The 16,845-nt window shown below is 44.7% G+C and carries 11 protein-coding genes; 1 reads left to right on the plus strand and 10 read right to left on the minus strand.

The genetic code is table 11. From position 1 onward, the window contains the following. Positions 1 to 93: 93 nt before the first annotated feature. Positions 94 to 2,496 (plus strand): sulfotransferase, encoded by a 2,403-nt coding sequence (locus QUB63_RS01315; RefSeq protein ID WP_332942958.1) that lies wholly within the window; start codon positions 94 to 96, stop codon positions 2,494 to 2,496. Between the two features lie 132 nt (positions 2,497 to 2,628). Here QUB63_RS01315 and QUB63_RS01320 read toward each other — a convergent pair whose 3' ends face one another. The 10 genes from QUB63_RS01320 to QUB63_RS01365 all read right to left on the minus strand — a co-directional run bounded on the left by QUB63_RS01320 (position 2,629) and on the right by QUB63_RS01365 (position 16,516). After that, positions 2,629 to 3,855 (minus strand): NAD(P)/FAD-dependent oxidoreductase, encoded by a 1,227-nt coding sequence (locus QUB63_RS01320; RefSeq protein ID WP_332942959.1) that lies wholly within the window; start codon positions 3,853 to 3,855, stop codon positions 2,629 to 2,631. Positions 3,856 to 3,862: 7 nt separating this feature from the next. Then, entirely contained in the window at positions 3,863 to 4,231 is a 369-nt protein-coding gene (locus QUB63_RS01325) for an aspartyl protease (RefSeq protein ID WP_332942960.1), read from the minus strand. Next, complete coding sequence (locus QUB63_RS01330) at positions 4,228 to 4,545, minus strand: hypothetical protein (protein ID WP_332942961.1); 318 nt, start codon at positions 4,543 to 4,545, stop codon at positions 4,228 to 4,230. The genes QUB63_RS01325 and QUB63_RS01330 overlap by 4 nt, the downstream gene beginning before the upstream one ends. Before the next feature lie 66 nt (positions 4,546 to 4,611). Further along, positions 4,612 to 4,929, minus strand: a complete 318-nt coding sequence (locus QUB63_RS01335) for a hypothetical protein (protein WP_332942962.1) — start codon at positions 4,927 to 4,929, stop codon at positions 4,612 to 4,614. 66 nt (positions 4,930 to 4,995) lie between these two features. Continuing rightward, entirely contained in the window at positions 4,996 to 5,256 is a 261-nt protein-coding gene (locus QUB63_RS01340; protein ID WP_332942963.1) for a hypothetical protein, read from the minus strand. 182 nt (positions 5,257 to 5,438) lie between these two features. Beyond that, a complete protein-coding gene (locus QUB63_RS01345; protein ID WP_332942964.1) occupies positions 5,439 to 7,103 on the minus strand; it encodes a response regulator in 1,665 nt (554 codons plus the stop codon). Next, on the minus strand, positions 7,100 to 7,504 hold the full coding sequence (locus QUB63_RS01350) for a response regulator (protein WP_332942965.1): 405 nt from the start codon (positions 7,502 to 7,504) through the stop codon (positions 7,100 to 7,102). The genes QUB63_RS01345 and QUB63_RS01350 overlap by 4 nt, the downstream gene beginning before the upstream one ends. 210 nt (positions 7,505 to 7,714) lie before the next feature. Next, entirely contained in the window at positions 7,715 to 13,651 is a 5,937-nt protein-coding gene (locus QUB63_RS01355) for an AAA family ATPase (RefSeq protein WP_332942966.1), read from the minus strand. Between the two features lie 451 nt (positions 13,652 to 14,102). Beyond that, positions 14,103 to 16,010, minus strand: coding sequence for a 1-deoxy-D-xylulose-5-phosphate synthase (gene dxs, locus QUB63_RS01360; RefSeq protein WP_332942967.1), 1,908 nt, complete (start codon positions 16,008 to 16,010; stop codon positions 14,103 to 14,105). 239 nt (positions 16,011 to 16,249) lie between these two features. Beyond that, positions 16,250 to 16,516 carry a DUF4926 domain-containing protein gene (locus QUB63_RS01365; protein WP_332942968.1) on the minus strand — a complete coding sequence of 89 codons (267 nt, stop codon included), beginning with the start codon at positions 16,514 to 16,516 and terminating at the stop codon, positions 16,250 to 16,252. Positions 16,517 to 16,845: the final 329 nt, after the last annotated feature.

Below are 16,845 nucleotides of genomic sequence, written 5' to 3' on the forward strand. Positions count from 1 at the left end.
AACCATATTTAATTTTTACCAACAATCTAGATAAACCCGCCCCCACCCAACGAAAAAAATTAGATCGCCCGTTTATCAATATAAAATCTAACAATGCAACGAATATTTTTAGTAGGCTCCCCTCGCAGCGGCACAACAATTCTTCAGAGTCTATTAGCGGCTCATCCCGAAGTTATTTCTTTTCCTGAATCAAAGTTTTTTCACTATTTACTGTACGACAAGTTCGCGGGAAAGTTGCCAAGTAGGATGGAAGCTTTTTTTAAGGACGAGATTAATCGCCCTGAACTTTTGCAAGGTTTTGATGACAGTCAAAGTGTGGAAACTAAAGTTAGTTGGTTTGTGAGAGTTTTGGATGGTTTGGCTGCGGAACAAAACAAAAGTATTTGGTTGGAAAAAACGCCGGAACACATCTATTTTATTCCCGATATAGAGCGCTTTTTGCCGGAGGCAAAATTTATACATATTTTGCGCAACAGTATGGATTGCATAGCTTCTATGTATGAGGCTACTAGGAAGTTTAACGATTTGTGGGGGGGTGTTTGGGATTTAGATCACTGTATCGAGCGCTGGCAAGATGCGGTGTTAACTAGCCATAAATATGTTAATAAATCTCATCATATTTTAGTTAAGTATGAAGAGCTTTTAGATGACAAAATTAAAACTTTAGGAGAAATTTGTAATTTTCTTGGCATTGAATATGACGGTGCTATGCTGGACAATTACAAGCAGCAAGCAGCGAATTTGAGTTTGAATTTACCTTGGCATCAAGGAATAGATCGAGATATCGCCAGCACTAAATCTCACAAATATCATGGTCTTTTTAAGAAAGATGAAATTGTCTATATTTTAGATAAAATTAGGTGGGTAAATAATGAAATTGCCGGTCAAGTTGCGGTGGAAGTTACCGCACCAATTTTGGATATTTGCTGTTTTCCGCAAATAGGCGATCGCCTGTGCTGTACAATTACATTAGAAGGCAATGAACTCGGTGTTGTTGAATTGCCAGTCTGCGACGGGATTGTGGCGGGTGCGGTTTTGGAGGATGCGATCGCAGCCCAGTTTGCTTGGCAAATTCTCGATCGCTTCTTTCAGTGCAATCCGGTATCTTCGCAGCCTAAAGAATTTGACTGGACGCTATTTTTACAAGAAATATGGGGGCGTCCAAATTGGAATTTAGAGCGTTTTTACAGGCCTAAAACAGCAGATAATGCACAAACAGTGCTGCTTAAAAATGATTTTATAGCTGTAGAAGTTAGCGAAGAATTGCCTAATATAAAAGTTGAGCTTTCAGAAATTGACGTGCTGGTGAAAGTAGGCGGTGTTGCTGTCAGTATTGTAACCGTTGCGGTGGAACATAATTTTGTTTCTGCTCAAAATTTGCGATCGACAATTACTCGAAATATCGGTTTTGAGCTGTGCGTCGCCGCCGTGCGTGAAGCTTTGCTGGGCAAACCGTTAGATAATGAGAAATCGCTGCGATCGCGCTTAGCCTCGGCCGCCCAACAAAGGTCGAATCAGCCCGACTGGTTGAATGCAGCGGGTTCTGGAGGCATTTACCCGCCCCATGCGGTGATGTTCGGCAGGCGATACGGTGCAACAGGAACCAGTGTCAGCCGCCGGGCCGCACTCCCGGCGCAGGCGCTGCGGGAATTAGCGAACTCGGCAGCAATCGCGGGGGAAGCGACAATCCAAATTCCCCTAGAAAACGAATTGCCAAAGCAAGTATTTTACGCACCTGAAATCATTTGGCAAAAATTGGCTTATCGAGAAAATTATCACTCGGTGAAACCTCAACTTTTTGACAATCATCGCGTTACAAAAAAACTGCCGATTCTCGCCTACCGCCGCATTAATCCTGATGGTGTAGACTCAGTTACTCCCCAAGTTTTTGAACAACAGTTGCAGTATCTCAAACAGCATGGTTATTACAGTGCGAGTTGGGAAAATTGGCAAAGGGCGAAACGGGATCAAACTCCTTTACCCGGTAAAGCAGTATTAATGACTTTTGACGGTGGCTATCTCGACTTTTTTACCTACGCTTTCCCTCTGTTAAAACGGTTTGATTTTACAGCGACTGTTTTTCTGGTAGCGGAGTCGATAGGAAAGACAAATAGTTGGGAAAAAGCAGATACTGAAGAAGTACAGTTAATGGGATGGCCAGAAATTCGGCAACTGCGAGATTCAGGGATTGAATTCGGTTCGATGTCTGCTACTCATCAGCCTCTGACTGCATTGTCGCCCACAGAAATTGTGCGCGAAGGGGCAAAATCTCGCGCTATCTTGGAACGGGGATTAGGGAAATCTGTGAAATGTTTTGCTTATCCTTACGGAGATGTCGATAAAATTGTAGCGCATTTAATCGGAGCAAGTGGGTATAGTGTCGGTGTATCATATAGATCGAGTATTAGCAATTTTGACGATTCTTTAATGTCGCTACCGCGCATTCAAATCACAGCAGAAAATTTCTGGGAATTGGTTCGCAGCATCGGACTTTAGTCCGCAAAAAAAAAAAGGACTGAAGTCCTCACTACAAACTAACTTTATGGTTCGCAGTCAGGACTTTAGTCTGACCGGGAAAGGACTGAAGTCCGATGCTGCGAACCTAATTTATGATTGTTTAGATAATTGCTAGAAACTTTTTCTCAGCCGCTGCACCAATCCCTGAAATTTACGCCGCAAATAACCGCCAAATCCCCGAGAAATCTTCTCAAACTTATAATAAAATAAAATATCCATCACATCTTTAGTTTTCATGTACTTTAAATAAGAAATCATTTTATCTGTCAGTTCATCATTCACATCATCGATATACTTTCTCACCGCCAACCTTTCCGAAATATTCCATTTGCGATCGAACTTGCGGTGCATTTGGGTCTCATAATCCGCAAAATCTGAGATTTTCCCCTCCAAATATTTTTCAATGTATTTCCCCGCGATTTCGGCACCATCCATCCCGTGTCTAATCCCCTCGCCGCCCAGAAAATTAACTGTCGAGACAGTATCGCCGATCGCAATTATGTTATCCTTCCAATAAATATCCTGCAAACCAGGACTGTATTTCAGCGTCGAACCGTGTTTGTCAATAATTGTATAATTTTTAGACTTCAGATATTCATCAATCAGCAAATCAATGTATTTTTTCAGCGGTGACAAATGCTTAACCGTTTTGGAATCTAAAAAAATGCGTCCCGCACCAACTTTCAGCCTGTTTTGTTCCATCGGAAATATCCAAGAATAACCCTTCGGCATCCATTTATCGCCCAAAAAGAAGATTAAATCATTGGCATATTTATTGTAAATTTCCGGTTCTACTTCAATTAAATATTCGATGCCGGTTCCCGACAAAAAATCCGGCTTGTCGTTTTCTTTTTCGTACATAATCGCCCGAGCAAAACCACTAGCATCAACCAAGACTTTCGTGCTAACTTTGATAAGTTGACCGTCAGATAACTGTTTAAATTCTACTGTGGTTTCGCCGTTGGCTTGCGAATGTCCGGTGTAGCGACAACCCAGCCAAACTTCACCGCCAAATCGCTCAACTTCTTCGGCCAAAAATGCTCTAAATTTCGCAAAGTTGAGAACAACTCCCAAGCTTTCGGGAGACTCCCAAGTTTGACTGACTTTGCTCGTTTCAATAGTCAGTTTGTGCCAAAAACTGCCGATGACTGATTGGGGTAAATCGAATTGAGAGAGGGTTTCTAGAGGCGTGGCGGCGCTGGAAAAGTCATTTTTATTAAAATTGTCGTTTTGTTCTGCAAGCAAGACATTGCGGCCGGATTTGGCTAGGATTCTGGCACAGTGGCCTCCTGCTGGGCCGGCTCCTACTATTACTATATCAAAACTTTTTAAATTCATTTTGCTTTTAATTCGCTTCCAATGTCAAAACATCCGCAGACATATCAACTACTAACCGCCGAGTTTTCAGCCACTGGCGCCCGATTAAAACTTCCGGTACTCCCGCACCCACGTGAACGGGAATGTCAAATTCTCGATCGTCAATTCTGATTTTTCCTGCATAAAGATCGAAATCAAATTCTCCCCTTGCTGTCCGCATTTCTTGTCGCCTAATATAAATCCAATCTAGTCCCTCTAAATCTTGCTCATCCATTGCTAGCCAGCCCGAAAAACCTGTATCTAGCAGAGCATCAACAGGTAATTCTAAGCCGTTATCAGCAATCACTTCAACTTCAAAAAATAGCTCGTCATTATCGCCAAAGCTTCCCTCAATCATATCGTGCCACAAACTCCTGTATCGTTGATGCGGAAAAGGTAGGGGATAGCATTTGGGTGTTTCTGGCGGCACATTTTGGTAGCCGCCATATCATCCTTGTCGATAAAATATTCCCCGCTATCGGGTTCAACCGCCATGTACCAGTTGTAGTGAGTCTCAATCAATTCTGGTTTAATGCGATCGAAAATTACTTTGCAACGCTTGCGAAATGCGGCTCTTTCAGCTCGCCACCGGGCTTTTTTTTCTTCTGACCACTGAATTTCTGGGAACACTCTTCCCCGCCGCACGGTACGATTTGGTTTTACATTAGTCATTGTTGATTCTCCTTTGTGTCAGATGGTACTATATTAGCTCGTCCTCATCACCAAACCATCCTTGAATCATATCGTGGCACAAACCCCTGTTTCATTAATCCTAAAGACGTGCGGGATAGCATTTGGATGTTTCTGGCGACACATTTTTCCGGCGGCTAACGAATCTTTTTCTATAAAATGTTCTCCGCTGTCGGGTTCAACCGCCATGTACAAGTTGTAATGGGTTTTAATCAATTCTGGTTTGAGGCGATCGAATATAGGTTGACACCGCTGGCGAAATGCAGCTCTTTCAGCGTACCATTGGGTTATTTCTTCGGGAGAAAGTGTGCGTTTTGGGTGCAATCTTTTCTGGGGTACTCTGCGAGTTGGGTTGAGATAAGTCATTGTTGATTCTCCTTTGTGTCAGATGGTACTATATTAGCTCGTCCTCATCACCAAATCTTCCTTCAATCATATCGTGCCACAAACTCCTGTTTCATTAATCCGAAAGACCTGCGGGATAGTAGCATTGGGATGTTTCAGACGACACATTTTTCCAGCGGCTAAAGAATCTTTTTCGATAAAATATTCCCCGCTGTCGGGTTCAACCGCCATGTACCAGTTGTAGTGAGTCTCAATTAGTTCTGGTTTGAGGCGATCGAAAATTGGTTTGCAGCGCTGATAAAATGCTTCTCTTTCAGCGCGCCACTGGGCTTTTTTTTTTCTGACCACTGAATCTCTGGGAACAGTCTTCCCCGCCGTACAGTGCGATTTGGTTTCACATTAGTCATTGTTTTTTCTCGCTTATTGTCAATCTTTTTTCGATCGGATCGTATATATGTAGGGTGCGCAGTGCGCACCTTACGGTCATCAATAGAATGTCAAACTATTTTTTGCGTCCGGCAGTATTCCGGTTAAGCACACCGTTTCAGATAGCTTTGGGCAACACAATCGCTGGGATTTCTTTCTAAACACCTAGCGAACAGCAATTTGGCATCCTCGATAGAGCCTTGATAGTAGCGAACTAAAGCTAATTCAAAAATCGGTTTCGTTTCCAATTTAGCTTGTTTTTGGGCCGGAGGATCGGCCTCAAATACCTCAAACACCCCCACTTTTTGAGCTTTTCCTCGAACTTGCACCTGAGCGACGAGGCGCAGGGCATACTTCATCGGTTCTTCGAGCGCAGCTAAGGTGGTGTGGGAAATCAGAAACGGAACTTGGTAGACTTTTGTTAACTGTTGGAGGCGCGAACCGAGATTAACTGCATCGCCAATGACGGTGGTATCGATGCGAAAGTTACCGCCTACAGTTCCTAGCCTCAACTTTCCTGTATTGATGCCAATGCCAATTTCTATGGGTTGGCGGTCGAGTAGTTGTCGGCTGAGGTTGTATTCAGCGAGGATTTTCAACATAGTCACTCCTGCATTCACCGCACTATCGGCACTCACTTCAAACAGTGCCATGATTTCATCACCAATATATTTATCAATAAAACCACTATTTTCAATAATTGCAGGTTCCATGCGCCGGAGATAGCCATTGATAAACTTAAACGTATCTTCTGGGGTCATTTGCTCCGAATGGGTTGTGAAAGCACGGATATCGGCAAACAAAACCGACATTTTTTTCTCAATAGATTCTCCCAGTTTAATTTCGTTGATATTTTTTCGAGCCAGAAATTGCAAAAATTGACGGGGAACAAATCGGGAAAAAGCTTCATTAAGTTGGAACAATTCTTGGGTAAACTGTTCTCGTTCGGCTTCAGCTTGTTTGCGATCGCTGATATCGTGGAAAGCCGCGATCGCCTGAGAAATTTTGCTTTTTTTATCCCGAATGGGTGTAGCCGAGACTTCTAAAGGAACGATCCGATCGGGGTAATGAATTTCGATATCCTCAGCACGAACTGTTTCCCCGGCTAAAGCGCGCACGATCGGCGATTTCTGTGCGGGATATAATTCCTCAGTTCCCCCCTGATAAATTTTGAAATCCGTTGAACTTTGCTCGATTTTGGTTTCAGGTAAAATGTCTAGCTGGAGTAATTCCTTGGCTTTCTGATTGGCATAAGTTATTTTTCCCCCATTATCGTGAACTGTCACACCAATGGGCATTGCTTCTAAAATCTGATTCAGGCGACGTTCATTTTCCCGCAGTTGAGCATTCTGTTCTTCGAGTTTTTTGCTTCGCCAATACTTGCTGAGAGCTTCTTTAACCGTCAGATGGAGATCCGTAGCATCCCAGGGTTTGGCAATATAACGGTAGAGATTAGCTGAATTCACAGCATTGCCCACTGCATCTGCTGCGGCTTGACCGGTGAGCATAATCTTCAATACATTGGGATATTGGGCATGAATCTGACAGAGGAGTTCGTCGCCTTTCATTCCCGGCATCAGATAGTCAGAAACAACCGCAGCAGTTTCGATACCTTCTGCTTGCAGTTCTTCGAGAAGTTCTAGGGCTTCTTCACCGCTTTGGGCCGCTTCAATCTGGTAATCTTGACCGAAGTTTCTTTGTAATTCCTCAGCAAGACCTTCCAACAGCATCGGTTCGTCATCTACCACAAGAATTGCTAGTTCGTTCATCCTAATTTCAGGGCTGTTGTGATGGTTTCGAGCAACTCTTCTTGCCGCCACGGTTTATGAATGCAGCAGTACAGATTAGCTTCCCGCTTGGCTCGTTCAATAGCTTCCCGATCGGCTTGTCCGGTTAACATAATCTTTGTAATATCGGTAATATCGCCGAATTGCTGGTGGACTTGAACTAAAAACTCGTCTCCCCGCATTCCGGGCATCAACCAATCAGAGACAATTACAACAATCTTGACTCCCCCGTCAGTTAGCTCTTCAATAATTTCTAGAGCTTCCTCACCACTTTCGGCAGCTTCATACAAAAATTGCTCGCCAAAGTGACGGCTAATTTGCTCTTGAAGAGCTTCTAGGATAACTATTTCATCATCAACACAGACAATTGCTACTTCAGTCATATTTTTATGGTTATCGAATTGATCTCGTGTCCGGTCATCTAACCATTATATGTTTGCAGTAAGGACTTCAGTCCTTTGTTACGGATTTGAGCAAAATGCGGACGCGCCTTCCTCACTACAAACCTCTTTTGTTACGGTCACTCAACCGGATATGATATGAAATGCCCGTCAAAGACGAGCTTGCAAAAATCATTGATTTTGTCATCTATATTACCCCATAGGCAGCGTCACCGTGAAGGTAGTTTTGCCACTGACAGATGCAAAAGTAATTGTTCCCTGATGTTTTTCCACGATCTTTCTGACAATATCCAGCCCTAAACCGCTCCCTTCTCCTGCTGGTTTGGTAGTGAAGAAAGGTTGAAAAATTCGCTCTTGAATATCTGGAGAAATCCCACAACCCGAGTCTGTGAGTTCAACTACAATATTTTGCTCTTTCTGATGCACGCCGATTTCCAGCGTCCCTTTGCCATCCATAGCTTGAACTGAATTGTGAATTAAGTTTGTCCACACTTGCACGAGTTCGTCGGGATAGCAAGGAATCTCTGGAACGGGTTGATAGTGACGAGTGACCTCGACACCTTTCTTGAGATAATTGTGATACAATTCCAGCACGGTTTCAATGTTGTCAGTAATCTGGATCGCTCGTTTTTCCCCAGTGTGGTCGTAACGAGCGTAGCTCTTGAGGGCGAAGACTATTTTTGAAGCTCGTTCGACGGCGTTGTTAATGTTTTGGCTGTTGGCTTGCAGGCGGGCGATATCGTAGGCAATTTGTACGATTTGATTGGCTTGGGGCGTTTGCAGCAAAGACAGTTGAGAGTCAAAACTCTGATGTATTCCTCCTTCTGTTAGCAGGTGAGCCAGTTGTTTGGCATTGGCAATGTGATGAGATTCAAGCTGTTGAGTCAGCGTGCGTTTAATTTGGCGTTTTTCGCGGGTACTGAGGCTGGATTGACTGCTCAGAGCTTGTTTGAGGACGGTGAAAAATTCGGCTTGCTGTTGCTCGGTGAGTTGGGGCAACAGTTGGGGCAGTTGAAACAACGAGGCTTCTAAGGCTTTATCCGTGTTGCCGATCGCGGCGCGAATTGCTCCCAAAGGCGTGTTAATTTCATGGGCTACCCCGGCCACCAGTTGTCCGAGGGCGGCCATTTTTTCCGATTGAATTAGCTCGTTTTGAGTGGCTTGGAGAGTGTCGAGGGTGTTTTGCAATTCTTTCGTGCGCGAGGCTACTTGATGTTCTAAAGTGCGGTTATAGTCTTCTAAAATTTTCTGAGCCTGTTTGCGATCGCTGATGTCAGAGAAAGCGGCGATCGCATAGGCAATCTTGCCTGTATCATCAAAAATTGGCGTGGTGGAAACTTCTAAGGGGAGTATCTTATCTGGTTGGTGAAGTTCTAAATCGTCTGCTTTGGCTGTTTCACCCTTCAAGGAACGCACGATCGGCAGTTGGTCGGTTGGGTACAACTGTTGGGTTCCGGCACGATAAATTTGATATGCTTTGGCTATGTGCTCGGTTTTGGATTCTGGTGCTATATTGAGGCCGAGTAACTGTTGTGCTGTCTGGTTGGCATAGTGGAGTTGTCCTGTTGGTGAGTGGATAGCGACACCCACAGGCATTGCTTCTAGGAATTGAGTCAACCGTCCTTCGCTTTCTTTAACTTCGGCGTAGAGTTTGGCATTGGAGATCGCGATCGCGGCTTGTCCCGATAATAGTTGGATAATTTCCAATCTGTCGAGGGTAAACGCTCCGGTTGTTAAGTTATTTTCTAGATAGATGATGCCGCCGAGTTGACCTCGATCGAGCAGTGGCGCGCACAAAAGAGATTTGGTTTTATGCGCTTGAATGTAGGGGTCAAGTCTAAATTTGCCCTGTTGCGCGGCATCGTTCTCAACAACTGTTTCTCTGGTACGAATTACGTAGTCGATCGGCGAGCGGGGTAGGTTTCCGTCAATGGGGATTGACTGCAATACTGCGACGATATCGTCTTCGATATTTCCCGCAGCTTCTATTACCCATTGTCCGGCTTTTTCCAAAATTAGAAAGCCTGTTTGCGCTCCTGCGTTTTGAATGAGAATTTTCATCAAGGAAGCGAGTAATTTATCGAGGACAATTTCGCCGGAAATGGCTTGGGATGCTTTCATCACTGTGGCTAAATCTAACGCTGATGCTGATTGAGAGCCAGTGGCGGTACTGGTATTTGTCGTGTGGGTGGAAGTAATATTGGGGCGCGACGATGATTTAGTCAGTAACTGCGGGTATTTTGTTTCTAAATCCTTGACCTTTGTCAACGCTCCCCAGCGAGTGTAGGCGTAATAGGCTTCTTGCATATAAACCTGAGCTACTCTTTTTTTACCCCAGTTCAAATAAAACTTAGCGGCGAGTTCGTTAGCTAAGGCTTCCTCTTGGATGTACTCGTTTTCTTTGGCTCCAGCAATGGCTCGATCGTAAAGCTCAATAGCTTCTGCATTCTGTCCCAAAACCCGGTATTTTTCTGCTTCTACCAACTGCCACTTATGCAAATAGTTCATGGGGGCGTTTTCTGCCCAAAACTGCAATTTGGCTTGATTCTCTTCAACTCGTTGCCGTTGCGCTGCTAATTCAGATTCAGACTCAGGTACAGTGGCAAGGGCAATCAGGGAGTCATAGAAATATAAACCAGCTTCGCAAACTGTTCCTGCATTTGTTGTGATATACGGTCTAGCTCGCAGAACATCTGCCCTCGCCACATCTATCTCTCCCACCAAAAATTTCAAAATTGCTCGGTGCAGATAGAAAATGAATAATCGGTACAGATCGTTAGCCAAATTTTCTTCATTGGCAGCCTGTTCAAAGGACAGATCAACTTGGTTTGGATTACCCAGGAGAAACAGAGTTGTTTCCCAATATACTAAACATAAGTTCGCCGCTGTCAGTAGTTTAAAATCGAGCAGTTGCTGACGATAAGCTTGAATTTGGGGTTCTAGTTCCGCCAAAGGTTTACCAGCCCACCAGGAATGCGAACAAATGATATGTCCATTGTACCCAAGATACTCTAGCTTGCCTGTTTCCAGTCCTGCTTGATAGCCTGCCTGAACCAGGGGCAAAGTTTCTCGCAAATGAGACTTGTGATGGTATATAAAAAGTGCAATCACCGCAAAAGTTTCAGCGCGCATGTTTTTGCCAGTCGGCTCCAATGCCAAACGATAAGCTAATCGACCAAACTGCTCGGCAGCCGTCACATCCTGTAGAAAGGTGTTGAGACAACAGCCATAATAGGCATAGCTAAGAGATGATAAAGGGCTGTTGCCATACTGGAGCGATAAATTGACTTGTAAGGCAACCACCAGTGGAAGCAGAGGTGAAGCAGACACATAACAAGATGCTATGAGACTTGACGCTACCGGCATTGTGGCTAGCTTTTGGGTGTTGACCATTGCTGGTAGATGAAATAACTCCTCAATGGGGCGAGAGCCAATCAAGGTGTTAATTTCTTGGACTGCCTGCTGAATATCCTCTTTCGTGGGGTTATTGGAAAACTCAACGCCTAGTTCCTTCAAAATCGATTTACCGAGAGATATGGCTTCCAAAAACTTATTCTGGAACGCTAATGCCTCAATTTTCACGATGTAAACGCCCACTTGCTCTAGAGGAGTTCTGGCATGATGGATTACGGCATCTACCCACTGCTCCATTTGGTCAAAATCGCCACAGAGAGAGGCCACTTCTGCGGCGATTTCGTGCAAGGTTAAGGTCATCTGATATTGTCGTTGCCAAGGCTCTTCTCCGAGTAACTTTAGCGCGATCTCGACATACTCGCGAGCCGCTTGATAGGCAGTTGACGCTTTGGCTTTGCGGCACGCAACAAGGTTGAGTTGCGCCATTTCATCGCGTTCGGTTTGGTCGGCAACGAGCGCCATCCCATAATTCAATTGATTGACTAGGGCAAAGATTCGCTCTTCTCTGACTTCGGGAGAGAATATTTGAAGCAGCAATTGTCCGATCTGATAGTGAGTGATGGTTAGGTCTTGTTCGGGAATAAGAGAATAAGCTGCCTGCTGAATGCGGTCATGGACAAATTTGTATTCTGGTAAGGGCTGATTGGTCGTTGAGACTTGGCTAGCAGACAGTTCGGTTGAAGCGATGGCTAATTTCACATCCGCCATATCCCCCACAGGAACTACTAAATTTTCAGCAACGGCTGCGTTTAAGTCCCTCACTGTTTCTATCAGAGATTTTTGCCCGATCGAACCTAGCGTTTTCAGCTCGAACTGATTGCCTATGCAGGCGGCTAACTTTAATAAACTTTGCGTTGGCTCTGGCAGTTTTTTAATTTTTCCAGCCATTAGCTCGACGACATTATCTGTAAATCCTTGGGCTTGAATTTGCTCTAAATCCCACTGCCACTTGCCAGTCTGCAAGTTTACATACAAAAAATTTTCTGTATAAAGGAATTTCAAAAATTCATTCATAAAGAAGGGGTTTCCCCCGGTTTTAAAATGCACTAATTCGGCAACCGAATTGACATTTTCTGCTTCAGTTTTGAGGGTATCGGCAATAATTTGAGTGACGGTTCCTAAATCCAAAGTCGATAGATGAATTCGATTGATAATTGCTTTTGTTTTAGCAATTTCATCTAAGGTCAACATTAACGGATGAACTAAAGAAACCTCGTTATCCCGATACGCCCCAATCAAAAATAAATACTCGGTATCAGCATCGGTCATCATCAGTTCTATCAACTTGAGCGTGGCGGAGTCTGCCCACTGCAAATCGTCCAAAAAGATAACTAAGGGATGCTCTTTTGTACAACATGCCCGGATGAAGTTTTGAAAGACGAAATTAAAGCGATTTTGCGACTCAGTTGCTCCTAACTCGGGCACGGCTGGCTGTTTGCCGACAATCAGTTCCACTTCGGGAATTACATCAATAATGACTTGACCGTTAGTACCAAATGCCGCTAAAAGTTTTTTTCGCCATTGATTTAGTTGTGAAGAGCTTTCAGTTAACAGTTGCTGCACTAATCCTTTAAAGGCGCTGACAATAGCAGAGTAAGGAACATTGCGTTGAAACTGGTCAAATTTGCCAGCAGTGAAATAGCCGCGCAGTCGGGTATTCGGTTTATGAATTTCGGCAACCAGCGATGACTTCCCGATACCGGAATAACCCGCCACCAACATCATCTCGATTTTTGATTGGGGACTGTCCGCTACTCGCTCAAAGGCCGTCAGTAACGTTTCAACCTCTGCCTCACGTCCATAGAGTTTTTGCGGAATTTGAAACTTGTCAGAAATATCTTGAGCGGCAAGCGGAAATTCGGAAATTTCTCCTTGAGTTTGCAGTTGATTGAGACAGGCTTCTAAATCGGCTTTTACTCCCCAAGCACTTTGATATCGCTCCTCCGCCGTTTTCGCCATCAGTTTCATCACAATGTCTGAAACGGCATTGGGAATTTCTGAATTAACCTGATGGGGTGCTACTGGCTGTTTGGCAATATGACAATGCACCAACTCCAGGGCATCAGTTGTCTCAAACGGCAACTGTCCGGTTAGCAATTCGTAGAACGTGACACCGAGGGAGTAAAAATCCGTGCGGTAATCTAGGGAACGGTTCATCCGTCCCGTTTGCTCCGGCGACATATAGGCTAAAGTCCCTTCTAAAACATTGGGATTTTTTAGGGTAGGATTTTCGCGGGTTAACTGAGTGGAAATGCCAAAGTCGATGATTTTGAGAATTCCGGTTTCTGGATTGAAGACGATATTGGAGGGGTTGATATCTTTGTGGATAATATTGCTGCTGTGAATTTGACCTAAAATTTCAGCGAGATTGATGGCTATTTTGAGAAATTCTCGGATAGAAAAGTCAGAATTTGATTCGATCTGACGGTCGAGAAGTTGTCTGAATGAGAATGCACCAAAATCCTCAAGGACGATCGCTAATGTTCTTTGATATGGTTCTAATCCATAAGTCTTAACTATCCCCTCTATATCTAAGTTGCAAGTGATTTCATACTCCTGTTTGTATCGAGTGAGTTCCGCAGGTGTAGGATAGTCTTCTTTGAGTACCTTGAGGATAACTGCTCGATCGTCCTGTTCTCGGCTAGCTCGATAGACTGCGGAATTAGCGCTTTCGTAGATTTGTGCCAGAATTTGGTATCCAGGAAATTTCATCATAAGTCGCCGTCAAAAATCGTGTGGTAATTGATTGTAAACCTCGCCCGGAGAGAGTTTTCCGACATCTGCGTGAGGTTTTTTCGATCGCTTGCACCCAATAATTCCGCTGGATAATGTTTAAACTCCCCATGTCAGGGTTTTATAGTTTAAGAGCCAGTCAAATTGACCACCATCTGTCAAAATAAGAATGTATGGCTGACGGTGTTTTTTCAGCCGGAAACCTCTAACCTAAAATTAGTACGGTCTTTACATTATAACAAAATATTTTCTTTATTTCAATAAATTTATCAATAAAGGAAAATTTTTTAGCCGAATTAGATAGTGTCCGGTCAATTCCCTCAGCAACGCGCTTCGCTTCGCCCGCACTCAAAACAGTTTGTAGTGAGGACTTTAGTCCTCACTACAAACCTTACATCCACCGGACGCGATATTAGCTCCCGATTCTAGATATTTACACGCTGACGGGCGACTGTTTGCGGCTGAATGTTGCCAAAATGCGATCGACCATTTGCGGCGGAGTTAAACCCAATGTTGCAAAGGATTGCTCTGGCGTGGCATGATCTACTAATGTATCCGGTACGCCCAGCCGCATCACTGGGACGACAACATTATTGTCCAGCAAAGCTTCGGCTACTGCTGAACCGAAACCGCCCATCAAACAGCCTTCTTCTAAAGTGACAACTCGCCCGATTCGCTGTGCCAAAGGCAAGATTAATTCGGTATCTAAGGGCTTGACAAAACGCGCGTTGATGACTGTTGCTTCTATGCCGTGTTCGCTCAAAATCTCGGCGGTTTGCATTGCCGGATAAACCATCGAACCGTAACCCAATATTAGCAAGTCGTCGCCGTTGCGGAGAATTTCGGCTTTGCCGATCGGCAATTCTTCCCAACCTTCTTCCATCAGAGGAACGCCGTAACCGTTGCCGCGCGGGTAACGCATGGCGATCGGGCCGCTGGTGTGGTTGATTCCCGTGACTACCATCCGCTGCAATTCCGCCTCGTCTTTCGGTGCCATAATTGTCATGTTTGGCAAGCAGCGCAAGTATGAGATGTCGTACATTCCCTGGTGCGTGGGACCGTCGGCGCCGACAATCCCGGCTCTATCCAAACAGAAGAAAACAGGCAAGTTTTGGATGCAGACATCGTGAACTATTTGGTCGTATCCCCGCTGCAAAAATGTTGAGTAAATTGCGACAACCGGGCGCATTCCCTCGCAGGCTAAACCAGCCGATAAAGTCACTGCGTGCTGTTCGGCAATACCGACATCGATGTACTGTTTCGGTAGTTTTTCCTGAAGTTTGTCTAGGCCTGTTCCGGTTGCCATTGCGGCGGTAATGCCGACAATTTTCGGATTATCTGCTGCTAGCTTGACCAGGGCGTGGGCAAAGACTTTTGCGTAAGCTGGAGGCTTGGGTTTGGTGGAGGGAATGCCTTTGCCGGTGGCTAAGTTAAAGGGATTTTGGGCGTGATATCCTACTTGGTCTTTTTCGGCGATCGCATATCCTTTGCCCTTCACCGTTACCACGTGAACCAACACAGGCCCTTGGATAGTATGACCTTGTTTGAAAGTGGCAATTAACTCTTCCAAATTGTGTCCGTCTACTGGGCCCATGTAGGTAAAGCCCAATTCTTCAATTACAGCCCCTACTTTCGAGACTGCTAACCGTTTCATCCCTTCTTTAAGGCGTTCCATTTCTGGGGTAAAAGTTTCGCCAACAAAGGGAATGTGTTTGAATTGTTCCTCTAAGTTATCTTTGAGAAACTGCACCGGCTGCGAGAGTCGCATCTTGTTCAAATAGCGGGTAATTGCGCCGACATTGGGGGAGATTGACATCTCGTTGTCGTTGAGCACTACCATCACATTGGTTTTCGGCATATGGCCCGCGTGGTTGATCGCTTCTAGTGCCATGCCGCCTGTCAGGGCGCCGTCGCCGATGACTGCTACAGTTTTAAAGTTTTCGCCTTTGAGGTCGCGCGCGATCGCCATCCCTAAGGCTGCGGAGATGCTCGTGGAAGCGTGACCGGCGCCGAAATGATCGAATTTGCTCTCGCAGCGCTTGAGGTAGCCTGCAACGCCGTCTTTTTGGCGCAGGGTGTGGAATTGGTTGTAGCGGCCGGTGATCAATTTGTGCGGATAAGCTTGGTGGCCGACATCCCAGGTAACTTTGTCGCGATCGAGGTCGAGTGTTTGGTAGAGTGCTAAGGTCAGTTCGACTACACCCAATCCCGGGCCGAGGTGTCCGCCACTGGCAGCTACTGTTTCTAAATGCTTTTCTCGAATTTGTCGGGCAATTTGTTCGAGTTGATGAATCGACAGGCCGTGTAATTGGTTTGGATGAGTCAGTTCGCTGAGATGCATATTTTAAAATCCCGCTCCTAAGAATTAGGACGAATCCTTAACAGATAATAGTTTGAGCCTGCGGCGTTCGGTACGCGCAAACTTAGAATAGTTTACCTGTTATTTGAGAAAAACTGTTAGGCGTAAGATTTTTGTTATTTTTGACCTGGTAATTATAATAAGTAAACCGCCAACAGTCAATATAAAAAATGCTTATCTTGTTAGTTGGTAACGGCTAATTATTAGCTGCACGGGGATTATTAGCGATTTAAAACTGGTTTTTGTACTGATGGCTGACTTTTTAGCCATTGGGTTTCTGCAAGCGGACTGTGATGCAAAATCATTAACTGCGACTTGCTAAAAGCTTCTAGCGCGTAGGTACAACCTTGCAAATCGCTAAACTCAACTTCAACAAATTCTGCATCGTATTCATCAACTACTGTTCCCACTTGACCGCGATATAAGCCCTGTTGTGGTAAGTGTTCTAGTAATGCAACGACATCAAGCAGTTTGATTGTGAAATTCATTTTTAGATCCCTTATTCATGGCACATAACATAGCAGAAGTCAAGTTGAATTGAGCCATTTTGCTTATTCTAATTGACCAAGAATTTCAAAGGTGGTACCCGCCAGGGACTTGCATCCGTGGAATCAATCCCAAATCTTCAATGCGAAAATCCTTGCGTCCCCCGGATTGCATCTGTGGGGTCAATCCCAAATCTAAAATCTAAAATCTAAAATCGAATGACGAGGATCTTCCGCAGGTGGATGCCAACCACCTTCTACCCAAAACCTGCGCTATCGCCGAATCGAATCCTCTTCATCATAACGTTCGTCATTAAGGTCAAGCCGATTGC

Origin of the sequence: Microcoleus sp. ARI1-B5 (assembly GCF_036705795.1) — a bacterium.
Lineage (GTDB): Bacteria > Cyanobacteriota > Cyanobacteriia > Cyanobacteriales > Microcoleaceae > Microcoleus.

What these genes read in the sequence shown, in the direction of transcription:
- QUB63_RS01345 (WP_332942964.1), bottom strand. Translation starts at nt 7,103, where the DNA reads ATGAACGAACTAGCAATTCTTGTGGTAGATGACGAACCGATGCTGTTG.
- dxs (WP_332942967.1), bottom strand. Translation starts at nt 16,010, where the DNA reads ATGCATCTCAGCGAACTGACTCATCCAAACCAATTACACGGCCTGTCG.
- QUB63_RS01325 (WP_332942960.1), bottom strand. Translation starts at nt 4,231, where the DNA reads ATGATTGAGGGAAGCTTTGGCGATAATGACGAGCTATTTTTTGAAGTT.
- QUB63_RS01330 (WP_332942961.1), bottom strand. Translation starts at nt 4,545, where the DNA reads ATGACTAATGTAAAACCAAATCGTACCGTGCGGCGGGGAAGAGTGTTC.
- QUB63_RS01365 (WP_332942968.1), bottom strand. Translation starts at nt 16,516, where the DNA reads ATGAATTTCACAATCAAACTGCTTGATGTCGTTGCATTACTAGAACAC.
- QUB63_RS01320 (WP_332942959.1), bottom strand. Translation starts at nt 3,855, where the DNA reads ATGAATTTAAAAAGTTTTGATATAGTAATAGTAGGAGCCGGCCCAGCA.
- QUB63_RS01350 (WP_332942965.1), bottom strand. Translation starts at nt 7,504, where the DNA reads ATGACTGAAGTAGCAATTGTCTGTGTTGATGATGAAATAGTTATCCTA.
- QUB63_RS01355 (WP_332942966.1), bottom strand. Translation starts at nt 13,651, where the DNA reads ATGATGAAATTTCCTGGATACCAAATTCTGGCACAAATCTACGAAAGC.
- QUB63_RS01335 (WP_332942962.1), bottom strand. Translation starts at nt 4,929, where the DNA reads ATGACTTATCTCAACCCAACTCGCAGAGTACCCCAGAAAAGATTGCAC.
- QUB63_RS01315 (WP_332942958.1), top strand. Translation starts at nt 94, where the DNA reads ATGCAACGAATATTTTTAGTAGGCTCCCCTCGCAGCGGCACAACAATT.